Annotated in this window: 12 protein-coding genes and 1 tRNA gene; all 13 read right to left on the minus strand. The window is 46.5% G+C overall.

The window, feature by feature from the left end:
- Nucleotides 1-389, minus strand: a 389-nt coding sequence (locus RJ32_RS02355; protein ID WP_034818770.1) for a GTP-binding protein, incomplete at its 3' end; no start/stop codon positions are given.
- Between the two features lie 59 nt (nt 390-448).
- Nucleotides 449-2,572, minus strand: a complete 2,124-nt coding sequence (gene fusA, locus RJ32_RS02360) for an elongation factor G (RefSeq protein ID WP_034818772.1) — start codon at nt 2,570-2,572, stop codon at nt 449-451.
- A 28-nt stretch (nt 2,573-2,600) separates the two neighbouring features.
- Nucleotides 2,601-3,071: a 30S ribosomal protein S7 gene (gene rpsG, locus RJ32_RS02365; RefSeq protein ID WP_011233610.1), complete on the minus strand. Its 471-nt coding sequence runs from the start codon at nt 3,069-3,071 to the stop codon at nt 2,601-2,603.
- 72 nt (nt 3,072-3,143) lie between these two features.
- A complete protein-coding gene (gene rpsL, locus RJ32_RS02370) occupies nt 3,144-3,518 on the minus strand; it encodes a 30S ribosomal protein S12 (protein WP_011233609.1) in 375 nt (124 codons plus the stop codon).
- A 206-nt stretch (nt 3,519-3,724) separates the two neighbouring features.
- Entirely contained in the window at nt 3,725-7,960 is a 4,236-nt protein-coding gene (rpoC, locus tag RJ32_RS02375; protein ID WP_011233608.1) for a DNA-directed RNA polymerase subunit beta', read from the minus strand.
- A gap of 72 nt (nt 7,961-8,032) precedes the next feature.
- A complete protein-coding gene (gene rpoB / locus RJ32_RS02380; RefSeq protein ID WP_011233607.1) occupies nt 8,033-12,061 on the minus strand; it encodes a DNA-directed RNA polymerase subunit beta in 4,029 nt (1,342 codons plus the stop codon).
- A 216-nt stretch (nt 12,062-12,277) separates the two neighbouring features.
- Nucleotides 12,278-12,652 carry a 50S ribosomal protein L7/L12 gene (gene rplL, locus RJ32_RS02385; RefSeq protein ID WP_011233606.1) on the minus strand — a complete coding sequence of 125 codons (375 nt, stop codon included), beginning with the start codon at nt 12,650-12,652 and terminating at the stop codon, nt 12,278-12,280.
- A 53-nt stretch (nt 12,653-12,705) separates the two neighbouring features.
- Entirely contained in the window at nt 12,706-13,224 is a 519-nt protein-coding gene (gene rplJ, locus RJ32_RS02390) for a 50S ribosomal protein L10 (RefSeq protein ID WP_011233605.1), read from the minus strand.
- A gap of 267 nt (nt 13,225-13,491) precedes the next feature.
- Nucleotides 13,492-14,187 (minus strand): 50S ribosomal protein L1, encoded by a 696-nt coding sequence (gene rplA, locus RJ32_RS02395; RefSeq protein WP_034818776.1) that lies wholly within the window; start codon nt 14,185-14,187, stop codon nt 13,492-13,494.
- Between the two features lie 3 nt (nt 14,188-14,190).
- Entirely contained in the window at nt 14,191-14,619 is a 429-nt protein-coding gene (gene rplK / locus RJ32_RS02400) for a 50S ribosomal protein L11 (protein ID WP_034818779.1), read from the minus strand.
- A 138-nt stretch (nt 14,620-14,757) separates the two neighbouring features.
- The gene (nusG, locus tag RJ32_RS02405; RefSeq protein ID WP_011233602.1) at nt 14,758-15,297 is read right to left on the minus strand and encodes a transcription termination/antitermination protein NusG; all 540 of its coding nucleotides are present in this window, start codon (nt 15,295-15,297) and stop codon (nt 14,758-14,760) included.
- Between the two features lie 2 nt (nt 15,298-15,299).
- Entirely contained in the window at nt 15,300-15,680 is a 381-nt protein-coding gene (secE, locus tag RJ32_RS02410; RefSeq protein ID WP_034818783.1) for a preprotein translocase subunit SecE, read from the minus strand.
- Between the two features lie 47 nt (nt 15,681-15,727).
- Nucleotides 15,728-15,804: transfer RNA gene (locus RJ32_RS02415), tRNA-Trp, on the minus strand.
- Between the last annotated feature and the right edge of the window lie 120 nt (nt 15,805-15,924).

The following is a 15,924-nucleotide window of genomic DNA, read 5'->3' on the forward strand; positions in this document are numbered from 1 at the left end:
AATGGTACGCCTACCTGACGTGAAAGCAGGATGTGCTCACGAGTCTGTGGCATTGGACCGTCTGTTGCTGCTACTACCAGAATAGCGCCGTCCATCTGCGCCGCACCGGTGATCATGTTTTTAACATAGTCAGCGTGCCCTGGGCAGTCTACGTGTGCGTAGTGACGAGTTGGTGTGTCATATTCAACGTGTGACGTTGAAATAGTAATACCACGCTCTTTCTCTTCTGGCGCGTTATCGATGGCTGCGAAGTCTTTCGCCGCACCACCATAAACTTTTGCCAAAACAGTTGTGATAGCAGCAGTTAGTGTTGTTTTACCGTGGTCAACGTGACCGATGGTGCCGACGTTTACGTGCGGCTTCGAACGTTCAAATTTTTCTTTAGACATGATATATCCTCAAACTTAAGTTAAAAGCCCGGCCTCGAAAGAACCGGACCAGACCTTACTTATTTAGCGTTACGCTCAGCCATTACTTTTTCAGCAATGTTGTTTGGTGCTTCAGAGTATTTCAGGAACTCCATAGAGTAGGATGCACGACCCTGCGTTTGTGAACGCAAGTCTGTCGCATAACCGAACATCTCAGACAGTGGTACTTGAGCATTAACTGCTTTCAAACCACCCGGAGCTTCTTCCATACCATCAATAAGACCGCGACGACGGTTTAAGTCACCCACGACATCACCCATAGATTCTTCAGGAGTGATAACTTCAACTTTCATGGTTGGCTCTAACAGAGCTGGGTTAGCTTTTAATGCACCTTTCTTGAAGGCCATGCTACCAGCAATTTTAAATGCCATTTCAGAAGAGTCGACATCGTGGTATGAACCATCATATAGAGTCGCTTTAACACCCAATACAGGATAGCCAGCCAAGACGCCTTGTTGCATCTGTTCTTGGATACCCTTGTCTACTGCCGGGATGTATTCTTTCGGTACAACACCACCTACAATTTCGTTTACGAATTTGTAAATAATGTCATCACCGTTATCGTCTTCTTCGATAGTCATTGGTTCAAGTTTAATCCAAACGTGACCAAACTGACCACGACCACCTGATTGACGTACGAATTTACCTTCGACTTCGACAGACTCACGAATTGCTTCACGGTAAGCAACCTGCGGCTGACCTACGTTACATTCAACTTTGAATTCACGCTTCATACGGTCAACGAGGATATCCAGGTGAAGTTCACCCATACCAGAGATGATTGTCTGGCCAGATTCTTCGTCAGTCTTAACACGGAACGATGGATCTTCTGCAGCCAATTTACCTAAAGCAATACCCATTTTTTCCTGGTCAGCTTTAGTTTTCGGCTCTACTGCAACCGAGATAACCGGTTCAGGGAATTCCATACGCTCAAGTGTGATTTTATGAGCTGGATCACACAGCGTGTCACCTGTAGTAACGTCTTTAAGACCAATCAGTGCCGCGATGTCACCAGCGCGAACTTCTTTGATCTCTTCACGGCTGTTTGAGTGCATTTGTACCATACGGCCAACGCGTTCTTTTTTGTTCTTAACTGGGTTAACAACACCGTCGCCCTGGTTCAATACACCAGAGTAAACGCGAACGAACGTCAAGGTACCAACAAATGGGTCAGTCGCAATTTTAAATGCCAGAGCTGAGAATGGCTCTTCGTCAGACGACTTACGTACGCCTTCAGATTCATCATCCAAAATACCAGTGATAGGCTTAACTTCTGTTGGTGATGGCAAGTATTCAATAACAGCGTCAAGCACTGCCTGAACACCTTTGTTTTTGAACGCAGAACCACAAGCAACCAAACAAAGATCATTAGCCAGAGTACGCATACGCAGGCCTTGCTTGATTTCCGCTTCAGTTAACTCACCTTCTTCCAGGTATTTAGTCATCAATTCTTCGTTAGCTTCAGCCGCAGCTTCTACCAACTCAGCGTGATATTTTTCACACTCATCAACCATGTCAGCAGGGATTTCTTCATAAGTGAATGAAGTACCCATGTCTTCTTCGCTCCAGTTGATGAACTTCATTTTAACTAAGTCCACAACGCCGCGGAAATTATCTTCTGCGCCTACTGGTAGCTGCATTGGAACAGCCTGAGCTGCCAAACGCGTTTTCATTTGGTGTACAACAGATAAGAAGTCTGCGCCTGCACGGTCCATCTTGTTGACGAATACCATGCGAGGAACTTCATATTTGTTTGCCTGACGCCAAACAGTTTCAGTCTGAGGCTGGACACCAGATGATGCACAAAGTACAACAACAGCACCGTCAAGAACACGCAAAGAACGTTCAACTTCGATGGTGAAGTCAACGTGTCCAGGAGTATCGATGATGTTTACACGATGCTCAGGGAATTGCTTGTCCATACCCTGCCAGAAACAGGTGGTAGCTGCTGACGTGATAGTGATACCACGCTCTTGTTCTTGTTCCATCCAATCCATGGTGGCTGCACCATCGTGCACCTCACCAATTTTGTGAGACAAACCAGTATAAAACAACACACGTTCAGTTGTGGTTGTTTTACCGGCGTCTACGTGAGCACAAATACCGATATTACGATAGCGCTCTATGGAAGTTTTACGAGCCACAATAAACTCCTTCTAGGTTAACTGCGAATTACCAGCGATAGTGAGCAAACGCTTTGTTTGCTTCAGCCATGCGGTGAACGTCTTCACGTTTCTTCACAGCAGACCCTTTGTTCTCTGATGCATCTAGCATTTCAGCTGCCAGACGCTGCGACATTGATTTTTCACCACGGGTGCGCGCTGCATCAACTAACCAGCGCATAGCCAGTGCGTTACGGCGTACCGGACGAACTTCAACCGGAACCTGATACGTTGAACCACCAACACGACGAGATTTAACCTCAACCATTGGGCGGATGTTGTCTAAAATTGTATCAAAGACTTCCAGGCGATCTTTACCTGACTTCTCTGCCAGGATGTCCAATGCACCATAAATAATTTTTTCAGCGACTGCTTTTTTGCCGTCAACCATGACGACATTGATAAATTTGGCCAACAATTCTGATCCGAACTTAGGATCTGGAAGGATTTTACGTTGACCTATGACGCGTCTTCTTGGCATCTCAATATTCTCCGATTAATTCAGGGTTTTACCCAAAACGTACGACAGTTTGGCCTTACTAACGGAGAACCGTTAAGATTTAGGCCGTTTTGCGCCGTACTTAGAACGACCTTGTCTACGGTCATTAACACCTGAGCAGTCAAGTGCTCCGCGTACTGTGTGATAACGCACACCTGGCAAGTCTTTTACACGACCGCCACGAATTAGTACGACTGAGTGTTCTTGTAAGTTGTGACCTTCGCCACCGATGTACGAAGAAACTTCGTAACCGTTAGTTAAACGAACACGGCAAACTTTACGCATTGCAGAGTTCGGTTTCTTTGGCGTAGTTGTGTAAACACGGGTACATACACCGCGTTTTTGAGGGCACGCTTCAAGAGCCGGAACGTTGCTTTTCACAACGGGCTTTTGACGGCCTTTACGCACCAGCTGGTTAACTGTTGCCATTCATTACTCCTAGTTTAGTTGATGTCGCTTTTTACCACGTGTATAGAGCGTGAAAAATCGCTTTTTTCTGACCACTGAAAGTCAGATCCCGAAATTCGGGAGCGGAAATTCTAATGGTCATATTTTCGCCTGTCAAGGCTATACAAAAGAAGCCGGCACTTTTACAGTACCGGCTTCTGTACACGAACGTTAAAAACGTTCGCTAATTATTCTGCAGAATCATCACCTGCAGAACTATTTCCAGCATTTAAGGCATCCGCAAGTTGTTGCTCAGCCTGCTCTGCAGTCATAGTTGGCTCGATATCAACATTCAGTTCATCCAGTCGACGCTGCATGCGCTCTTTGTGATATGAGTAACCTGTACCTGCAGGGATCAGACGACCAACAATTACGTTTTCTTTCAGTCCACGTAAGCTGTCTTTCTTACCACCAACGGCTGCTTCGGTAAGAACTCGCGTTGTTTCCTGGAACGAAGCCGCTGAAATAAAGGATTCAGTCGACAACGATGCCTTAGTAATACCCAGCAACTGACGTTCAAATATTGCTGGTTTCTTACCATCCGCTTCCGCTTTTGCGTTAGCTGCTAACACTTCTGACATTTCAACCATCTCGCCTTCCAGCAAGTTGGTATCGCCGGCGCGTAAAATAAGTGCCTTACGCAACATCTGGCGAACAATAGTTTCAATGTGCTTATCGTTAATTTTAACACCCTGCAGACGGTAAACTTCCTGCACTTCGTTAACGATATAGTTAGCAACTGCACTAACGCCACGTAAGCGTAAAATGTCATGCGGTGCTTCTGGACCATCGGCAATAACTTCACCTTTAGTCACTTGTTCACCTTCAAACACGTTCAGCTGACGCCATTTCGGAATCATCTCTTCGTGCTGATCTCCACCATCGGTAGGGGTAATCAGTAGGCGACGTTTACCTTTGGTTTCTTTACCGAAGGAAACCGTACCGGTTTTCTCTGCAAGAATCGCTGGTTCTTTTGGCTTACGCGCTTCGAACAAGTCAGCAACACGTGGCAGACCACCGGTAATATCACGAGTCTTAGAGCCTTCCTGAGGAATACGCGCTAAGGTGTCACCAATTTTAACCTCAGAATTATCTTCCAGGTTAATAATAGCGTTACCTGGCAAGAAGTATTGCGCAGGGATATCAGTACCGGCGATATTAACGTCGTTACCTTTACCATCAACCAATTTCACCATTGGACGCATGTCTTTACCGGCACTGGTACGCTGACCCGTTTCCAGTACAACAATGCTTGAAAGGCCTGTCAGTTCATCGGTTTGACGAGTCATAGTGACACCATCAATTAAATCAACAAACTTGATACGACCTTCTACCTCGGTAATGATTGGGTGAGTATGCGGGTCCCAGTTAGCAACGGTTTCGCCGCCATCTACTGAGTCGCCTTCGCCTTTTTTCAAGACCGCACCATAAGGTACTTTGTAACGCTCGCGCTCACGACCGTATTCATCCGTCAAAGTTAACTCTGTAGAGCGTGACGTAATAACGTGAGCTTTATCGCTGTTCACAACCCATTTAGCGTTGTGCAGCTTGATTGTACCCGGGTTTTTCACCTGGATATTGTTTTCAGCTGTAGCACGAGATGCCGCACCACCGATGTGGAAGGTACGCATGGTTAACTGTGTACCCGGCTCACCGATTGACTGTGCTGCTATAACACCAACCGCTTCACCCTGGTTAACCATATGTCCGCGAGCCAGGTCACGACCATAACAGTGTGCACAAACACCAAAGTCTGTATCACAAGTAATAACCGAGCGAACTTTAACTTCGTCGATAGAGTTTTCTTCCAATACGTCACACATTTTTTCATCAAGCAATGTATTACGCGGAAGTAGCTCTTCTTCGCTGCCTGGTTTCATTACCGGCTCACAAAGAACACGACCCAGTACACGTTCACGCAACGGCTCTACAACGTCACCACCTTCAATCAGCGGTTTCATGTAAAGACCTTCGTATGTGCCACAGTCTTCTTCCATGATCACAACGTCTTGTGAAACGTCTACCAGACGACGAGTCAGGTAACCTGAGTTCGCTGTCTTCAATGCGGTATCGGCCAAACCTTTACGAGCACCGTGCGTCGAGATGAAGTACTGAAGTACGTTCAGACCTTCACGGAAGTTAGCAACGATTGGCGTTTCGATGATTGAGCCATCTGGCTTAGCCATCAAACCACGCATACCGGCTAACTGACGAATCTGCGCGGGGCTACCACGAGCACCTGAGTCAGCCATCATAAAGACTGAGTTAAATGATGCTTGCTCTTCGTCTTCACCGTCTTTGTTTTTAACAATCTCTTTCGACAAGTTATCCATCATCGCTTTCGAGACTTTCTCGTTAGCGGTTGACCAAATATCGATAACTTTATTGTATTTCTCACCGGCAGTTACCAAGCCTGATTCGAACTGTTCCTGAATTTCAGCCACTTCTTCTTCTGCTGCAGAAACAATCTCTTTCTTAGCTTCAGGGATAACCATGTCGTTTATACCAACCGACGCACCCGATACCATTGCGTAATGGAAACCGGTATACATGATTTGGTCAGCGAAAACGACTGTATCTTTCAAACCAAGGTCGCGATAAGCCTTGTTCAACATACGGCCAATCGGTTTTTTACCCATAGCCTGGTTAATCAGTTCAAAAGGCAGACCTTCCGGCATAATCAGTGACAAAATTGCGCGACCACAAGTGGTGTCACGCAGTTCGGTTTTCGTTGTACGATTGCCGTCGTCATCAATGGTGGTATCGGTGATACGTACCCGGACGCGACTATGCAACTCAACCTGACCCGTACGGTAAGCCTTTTCGGCTTCGTTCGGATCTTTGAAAACCATGCCTTCGCCTTTGCCGTTGATTTTCTCTTTAGTCATGTAATACAGACCAAGTACAACGTCCTGCGAAGGAACGATAATAGGATCACCACTGGCCGGCGACAGTACGTTGTTGGTAGACATCATCAACGCACGTGCTTCCAACTGAGCTTCTAAAGTCAGTGGTAAGTGCACAGCCATTTGGTCACCATCAAAGTCGGCGTTATAAGCCGCACAGACCAACGGATGCAGTTGAATCGCTTTACCTTCAATCAGTACCGGTTCAAACGCCTGGATACCTAAACGGTGAAGTGTCGGCGCACGGTTAAGCAGTACTGGGTGCTCTTTGATAACTTCATCAAGTACGTCCCAAACTTCTGCTGTTTCGCGCTCAACCATTTTCTTCGCTGCTTTAATGGTTGTTGCTAAACCACGACGCTCTAATTTGCCATAGATAAATGGTTTGAATAATTCCAACGCCATTTTCTTAGGCAGACCACACTGGTGCAGGCGCAATTTAGGACCAACGGTAATAACCGAACGGCCTGAATAGTCAACACGTTTACCCAGCAGGTTCTGACGGAAACGACCCTGTTTACCTTTGATCATGTCAGCCAAAGATTTCAGAGGACGTTTGTTAGAGCCTGTAATTGCACGACCACGACGACCGTTATCTAACAACGCATCAACCGCTTCCTGCAGCATACGTTTTTCGTTGCGCACGATAATATCTGGTGCAGCAAGGTCTAACAGACGCTTCAAACGGTTGTTACGGTTGATTACGCGACGATACAAGTCGTTAAGATCAGACGTAGCAAAACGACCGCCATCAAGCGGTACCAACGGACGTAAGTCTGGTGGCAGAATTGGAAGTACTTTTAAGATCATCCACTCAGGCTTGTTGTTTGATACCTGGAATGCTTCAAGTAACTTCAGTCGTTTGCTAATTTTCTTACGTTTGGTTTCTGAGTTTGTCTCAGGTAACTCTTCACGTAATTTTTGAACATCACCGTCGATATCAACAGCGCGTAACAGATCCAGAACTGCTTCTGCACCCATTTTTGCGTCGAATTCGTCGCCGTGCTCTTCAAGTGCGTCTAAGTATTCGTCTTCAGTCAGGATTTGACCCTGCTCAAGAGAGGTTAAACCACCCTCTGTAACAACGTAAGATTCGAAATACAGTACACGTTCGATATCACGCAGAGTCATATCCAGCATTAAACCAATGCGCGACGGCAATGATTTAAGGAACCAGATGTGCGCAACCGGGCTGGCCAGTTCAATGTGACCCATACGCTCACGGCGCACTTTAGTCAGTGTAACTTCAACGCCACACTTCTCACAGATGACACCACGGTGCTTAAGGCGCTTGTATTTACCACACAAGCACTCATAGTCTTTTACCGGACCAAAAATACGGGCACAGAACAAACCATCACGTTCCGGCTTAAAGGTACGGTAATTAATAGTTTCAGGTTTTTTCACCTCACCATATGACCAACTACGGATCATATCTGGAGACGAAAGAGCGATGCGAATACCATCAAACTCTTCTGCCTGATTCGTCGGCTTTAAAAGCTTCAGCAAGTCTTTCACGATTTATCTCCTGTCGGAGTTCAACCTACGGGGAGCGCAAGCACTCCCCCAATTTATTCCAGCAACAGCGTCTTAGTTCTGTTCTAGCTCGATATTGATGCCCAGCGAGCGGATTTCTTTCAACAATACGTTGAAGGATTCCGGCATGCCCGCTTCCATCTGCAAGTTGTTGTCGACAATGTTTTTGTACATCTTCGTACGACCGTTCACGTCGTCCGACTTAACTGTCAACATTTCTTGCAAGGTATAAGCCGCACCATATGCTTCCAATGCCCAGACTTCCATCTCACCGAAGCGCTGACCACCAAACTGAGCTTTACCACCCAGTGGTTGTTGAGTAACCAAGCTGTACGAGCCAGTTGAACGTGCGTGCATTTTATCGTCGACCAAGTGGTTCAGTTTGAGCATGTACATGTAACCAACGGTTACGTCACGTTCAAATTTATCACCCGTACGGCCGTCGAATAACCGAATCTGACCAGATTCAGGTAAGTCTGCAAGCTTCAACAGTGCCTTAATTTCTTCTTCAACTGCACCATCAAATACAGGTGTAGCTGTTGGCAGACCGGCTTTCAAGTTACCGGCTAAGCGCATCACTTCATCATCAGTAAACTCAGTAATGTCTACTTTCTGACGGCTTTCGCCCAAGTCGTACACCTGCTGTAAAAAGTCGCGTAATTCAGAGATAGCACGTTGCTGTTTCAGCATTTTTTCGATCTTGCTACCAATACCGCGAGCCGCCATACCTAAGTGTGTTTCCAGGATCTGACCGATGTTCATCCGCGAAGGTACACCCAGCGGGTTCAATACGATATCGACCGGGTTCCCTTCATCATCGTGTGGCATATCTTCCACAGGAATGATGGTTGAGATAACACCTTTGTTACCGTGACGGCCAGCCAGTTTATCACCAGGCTGGATACTACGGCGTACGGCTAAGTAAACCTTAACGATTTTCAGAACACCCGGCGCTAAATCATCGCCTTGAGTGATCTTACGACGCTTAGTCTCAAACTTAGTGTCGAAGTCGTCACGAATTTGCTGGTACTGCTCAGCAATTTGCTCTAATTGAGCTTGTGCGTCTTCGTTGCCTAAGTCCTGAGTCAACCAGCTTGAGCGATCGACGCTCGCCAGTTTTGCTTCATCAAAGCCATTACTTAACAACAAGTTGCGAGCTCGGTTGTAAATACCTTCTTCAAGAATCTTGAATTCTTCTGTCAGGTCTTTCTTAACCTTAGCCAGCTGCATTTCTTCAATCGCTACCGCGCGCTTATCTTTTTCAACGCCATCACGAGTGAATACTTGTACGTCAATAACCGTACCGTTAACACCGTTTGGTACTCGCAGAGAGCTGTCTTTTACATCAGACGCTTTCTCACCGAAGATAGCTCGCAAGAGTTTCTCTTCCGGCGTTAACTGCGTTTCACCTTTAGGGGTGACTTTACCGACCAGAATATCGCCGCCGTTAACTTCTGCACCGACATAAACAACACCGGATTCATCCAGCTTGCCTAATGCAGATTCACCAACGTTTGGTATATCAGAGGTAATCTCTTCAGCACCCAACTTGGTATCACGAGCAACACAGTTTAATTCTTGAATATGGATGGTTGTCATCCGATCTTCTTGCGCTACGCGCTCAGAAATCAGAATCGAATCCTCGAAGTTATAACCATTCCAAGGCATGAAGGCCACACGCATGTTCTGACCCAGTGCTAATTCACCTAAGTCAGTTGACGGACCATCAGCTAAAACGTCACCGCGTGTTACAGGTTCACCTGGGTTCACGGTTGGTTTTTGGTTAATACAGGTGTTCTGGTTAGAACGCGTGTATTTAGTCAGGTTATAAATGTCGATGCCCGCTTCACCCGGGACCATCTCTTCTTCGTTAACCTTAACCACGATACGGCTGGCGTCTACGTAATCGACAACACCACCACGCTTAGCAACAACAGTAACACCGGAGTCAACTGCGATAGTGCGTTCGATACCGGTCCCGACCAGCGGCTTATCAGCGCGCAATGTAGGAACGGCCTGACGTTGCATGTTCGAGCCCATCAAGGCTCGGTTAGCATCATCGTGTTCAAGGAACGGGATCATACTTGCTGCGATAGAAACGATTTGCTGAGGTGCAACGTCCATGTACTGGACCTGCTCTTTACTCATCAGCGTAAATTCGTTTTTATGGCGGCAAGGTACCAAATCTTCAGTCAACTCGCCTTTATCGTTCAGACCTACGTTCGCCTGGGCGATAACGTAGTTGCCTTCTTCGATTGCGGACAAATAGTCAACGTCGTCTGTAACAGAGCCGTTCTCAATACGACGATAAGGCGTTTCCAAGAAGCCATATTCATTCGTACGTGAGAAAGTCGACAGCGAGTTGATTAGACCGATGTTCGGGCCTTCTGGAGTTTCAATCGGACACAAACGACCATAGTGCGTTGGATGTACGTCACGAACTTCGAAACCGGCACGTTCACGAGTCAAACCACCCGGACCTAAAGCAGAGATACGACGCTTATGCGTCACTTCTGACAATGGGTTGTTCTGGTCCATAAATTGCGACAGCTGGCTTGAACCAAAGAACTCTTTAACCGCAGCACTAATTGGCTTCGCGTTAATCAGGTCTTGAGGCATGGTGTTGTCTAAGTCACCCAGCGACAAGCGTTCTTTTACTGCGCGTTCTACACGTACCAAACCGACACGGAATTGGTTTTCTGCCATTTCGCCGACTGAACGTATACGACGGTTACCCAGGTGGTCAATGTCATCAACTTCATCTAAACCGTTACGGATTTCGATAAGTTTTTTCATGACTTCGACGATGTCTTCTCTGGACAACGTGTTATCACCGCTTAAGTCTTCACGACCCAAACGACGGTTGAACTTCATGCGGCCAACAGTTGATAAGTCATAACGTTCTTCGCTGAAGAACAGGTTATCAAATAGAGTTTCGGCGGCTTCGCGTGTTGGCGGCTCGCCCGGACGCATCATGCGATAGATTTCAACCAAAGCTTCTAAGCGGTTGTTGCTTGAATCAACGCGTAAGGTTTCGCTCATGTATGGACCGTGATCCAAATCGTTAACGAACAGCGTTTCAATTTTCTTAATACCCGCTTCGCTAAGCTCGGCGATAAGCTCAAGTGTCAGCACGTCATTCGCGTGACCGACCACTTCGCCAGTTTTCTTATTCGCGTAGTCTTTCGCTAATACTTTTCCGACCATGTATTCTGCCGGCACTTCCATCTCTTTAATGTCCAGTTGCTCCAACTGGCGGATGTGACGTGCGGTAATACGACGGCCTTTTTCGACCAGTACTTCGCCTTCAGCACCTTTGATGTCGAACTTGGCGGTTTCGCCACGCAGACGTTCAGGCACCAACTGCATTTTCACCTTAGTTTTAAGGATTTCAAAGTACGTTGTGTCGAAGAACATATCGAGAATTTCTTCAGTGCTGTATTCCAGAGCACGAAGAATAATTGACGCCGGTAATTTACGACGACGATCGATACGTACAAAAACGTTGTCTTTAGGATCAAATTCAAAATCCAACCAAGAGCCACGGTAAGGAATAACACGCGCGTTATACAGGACTTTACCTGACGAGTGTGATTTACCTTTGTCGTGATCAAAGAACACACCAGGTGAACGGTGGAGCTGAGAAACGATAACTCGCTCTGTGCCATTGATCACGAAGGTTCCGTTTTCTGTCATTAACGGAATTTCGCCCATGTACACTTCTTGTTCTTTAATGTCTTTAACTGTACCGGCAGCTGCTTCTTTATCAAACAGCACCAGACGCAGTTTCACACGCAATGGTGCTGAGTAGGTAATGCCCCGGATCTGACATTCTTCAACGTCAAACGCCGGCTCACCCATGTGATAACTGACGTACTGTAGTTCCGCAGTACCAGAATAACTGGCAATAGGAAAGACCGAACGAAAAGCCGCTTCCAGACCATTATTGGCTTCTGGATCGACTTCAATAAATTTCTTAAATGAATCAAGCTGCATAGACAGCAAATAAGGAACTTCTAAGACCTGAGGTCGTTTACCGAAATCCTTACGAATACGTTTTTTTTCAGAGTAGGAGTACGCCATGGGGTTCCTCAGCTAGCTGATTGATGACCCTAACCAACGAGTGGTTCGATGGTTAAAAACAGATTAATCTTTTATCTGTCGATCCCGTTGTTATTTTTTCGCTTATCTGTATCCAACCTCGGGCAAAATGATACAAGCGATACAGCGCAAAAGGGCTGGTGGTTAATTAACCACCAGCCCAAGGCCTAAAAGGCCATATGTCGTACAAAAGTTAAATTACTTAACTTCAACTTCCGCACCAGCTTCTTCAAGCTGCTTTTTCAGCTCTTCAGCTTCGTCTTTGCTTACACCTTCTTTAACTGCTACTGGTGCAGACTCAACCATAGCTTTAGCTTCTTTCAAACCAAGGCCAGTTGCGCCGCGAACAGCTTTGATAGCGGAAACTTTGTTTGCGCCAGCTGCTTTCAGTACTACGTCAAATTCAGTTTTCTCTTCAGCTGCTGCTTCGCCGCCTGCTGCTGGAGCAGCTACTGCTACTGCTGCAGATGCGTCAACGCCGAATTTTTCTTCAGCTGCTTCGATCAGTTCAACCAGTTCCATTACTGGCATTTCAGCGATCGCGTTTAAGATGTCGTCTTTAGTCAGAGCCATTACTCTAAACTCCTGGGTTTATAATTACAAAAAATGGTTAAAAAACCAACGTATTATTTAGCGTCTTTAATTGCTGCCAACGTTCTAACGAACTTGCTAGGTACTTCGTTAACTGTTTTAACGAATTTGCTAACCGGTTCTTTGAAGGTGGCGAGCAATTTAGCCAATGCTTCGTCACGAGTCGGAAGTGAAGCAACTGCGTCCAATTTTTCTGGACCCATGATGCCATTACCGATTGACAGAGCTGTCACTTGCAAGTTCTTGTTTTCTTTTGAGAAGTCTTTGAACAGACGAGCTGAAGCGCCCGGTGCGTCCATAGAAAACCCATAAACAAGAGGTCCTTTAAGTGCATCGCCCATGTCGTCAAACTGTGTGCCTTCAAAAGCGCGTTTTGCCAGTGTATTTCGTACAACTTTAACGAAAATACCCTGCTCGCGAGCTTTCTTACGCAGCGCAGTCATATCGGCTACTTCGATGCCTCGATATTCAGCAACGGTGACGGCTAGCGCATTTGAAGCAACGTCGTTAACTTCCTTAACGATGGCTTTCTTTCCGGCTAAACCAATTGCCACTGATATCACCTCGTTTTCAATTTGGGACCGAAGTCCCTCGTTACAATTAGGTGGGATAAAACCCACCGCGTTGTCACGGTGATTCTCTACCCAGAGAGCCTGAGTCGGATATCACCATCTGCGTAGGAAATTAAGTGCCACTACTCGATATTCTGAGATTCTCGCGGTACACCTACGGTCTTGGACGGGAGCCTTGTTTTGTTGCGCCTTAGCAACGCCACGGCAGCTCCAACCCATAAACCATTACACTAACCTAACTGAAGCGAATTAAACCGCTGCTACAGTTGCTTGGTCAATGCTCACACCAGCACCCATTGTTGTGGACAGGCTGACGCGTTTTACATAGACACCCTTAGCTGAAGAAGGCTTCGCTTTCTTAAGAGCCGCCAACAGAGCTTCAAGGTTTTCTTTCAATTTGTCATTATCGAAGTCAACACGGCCGATTGTTGCGTGAACAATACCGTTTTTGTCGTTGCGATAGCGAACCTGACCAGCTTTAGCGTTTTTAACTGCTGTTGCTACGTCTGGAGTTACAGTACCAGTTTTCGGGTTAGGCATCAGGCCACGTGGACCTAAGATTTGACCTAATTGACCAACAACACGCATTGCGTCAGGTGATGCTACGACTACGTCGAAGTTCATTTCACCTTTCTTAACTTGTGCCGCTAAGTCTTCCATACCAACGATGTCCGCACCGGCTGCTTTCGCTTTTTCTGCATTGTCACCTGAAGTGAATACAGCAACGCGAACGTCACGGCCAGTACCGTTTGGCAGTACAGTAGCACCACGAACGTTTTGGTCAGATTTACGAGCATCGATGCCTAAGTTTACTGCGACATCAACACTTTCAGTGAATTTTGCTGTTGCTAACTCTTTTAACAGAGTAATCGCTTCATTCACATCGTAATCACGGGCTTCAACTTTCTCTGCGATCATACGAGCGCGTTTTGTTAATTTAGCCATTGATTAGCCCTCCACGTTCAAGCCCATCGCGCGAGCAGAGCCGGCGATAGTGCGTACAGCTGCGTCCATGTCGGCAGCAGTCAGGTCTGGTTCTTTAGTTTTCGCAATTTCTTCTAATTGCTCGCGAGTTACCGTACCAACTTTCTTGGTATTTGGCTCGCCTGAACCACTCTTGATACCAGCCGCTTTCTTCAATAAGAAAGACGCAGGAGGCGTTTTAGTAATAAATGTGAATGAACGGTCTTCGAATACTGTAATTTCGACAGGAACCGGTGCGCCTTTTTCCAGGCTGTCGGTCTGTGCGTTGAACGCTTTACAGAATTCCATGATGTTCACACCGTGCTGACCCAATGCTGGACCAACTGGCGGTGACGGGTTAGCTGAACCAGCAGCTACCTGTAATTTGATAATGGCCGATACTTTCTTCGCCATGGTAATTACCTCTGTTGTGGGTTTAACGCCTCGTAACTTTTCAGAGGAAAGTTACTCCAACGGCTTCCCGTTAAAAAAGGACGCGAATTATAAGTGACTTCGCGCCATAGATCAATCTTTGTCTTGCTGCTTTTTTGATCAGGCTTTTTCTATCTGACCAAATTCAAGCTCAACTGGTGTCGCCCGGCCGAAGATGGAAACCGATACCGTAACACGGCTCTTCTCGTAATCAACTTCTTCAACCGTACCGTTAAAGTCAGCGAAAGGACCGTCGTTAACACGTACAACTTCGCCCGGCTCAAATAAGGTCTTAGGTTTAGGCTTGTCTGCAGAATCTTGTAAGCGGTCGAGGATAGCATCAGCTTCTTTCTTTGAAATTGGTGTAGGACGATCGCTACTACCACCGATAAAGCCAAGTACGCGAGGCACGCTCTTAATCAAGTGCCAGGCATCTTCGTCCATATCCATTTCGACTAAAACATAGCCCGGAAAGAATTTGCGTTCACTTTTGCGACGAACGCCGCCGCGCATTTCCACAACTTCTTCTTTAGGTACCAGAATCTCACCGAATTTATCTTCCATACCGTGCATTTTGATATGTTCTTTCAGAGATTCAGAAACCCGCGCCTCGTAACCGGAAAAAGCCTGTACTACGTACCAACGTTTCTTATCGCTCATGGTTAAATCTCCAATCCGGTTAAGAAGCCAACGACACGTACCAGGATACCGTCAAGGCCCCAGAGAATAAGTGCTACTACAACGGTCGCAACAACAACGATAAGCGTTGTTTGAGTCGCTTCCTGACGCGATGGCCAGACAACCTTTCGAACTTCGGTACGACTTTCTTTCGCAAACGACAAAAAGGTTCTTCCTTTCGTTGTCGTGCTGGCAAAGAAACCTGCTAAGGCAACTAAAACAACCACAGCAATAGCACGGTATAAAACCGACACTTCTTCTGTGTAATAATGATTACCGCCAATAGCAACAACTAAAAGGGCGATTGCGATTATCCATTTCAAACTGTTCAACGAACTGCTTTGCGTCTCGTTATTTGCGCTCATTCTTTAATCCTAGTTGCGACCGGTCTTCGCTTTGAATCAATAAAATCTGGCAGGGGCGGAGGGATTCGAACCCCCAACCGTCGGTTTTGGAGACCGCTGTTCTACCAATTGGAACTACGCCCCTAAATTTGCCTACCCTACAATTGGTGCAGGATTGGACGCGGTATTATACCTATTATGGTTTTTGACGCAAGTCTAGCCGCGCCCTTCTCCGCCCTAGCAGGCATAAAAAAGCCCGGCCAAA

Origin of the sequence: Idiomarina sp. 28-8, assembly GCF_000320945.2 — a bacterium.
Lineage (GTDB): Bacteria > Pseudomonadota > Gammaproteobacteria > Enterobacterales > Alteromonadaceae > Idiomarina > Idiomarina loihiensis.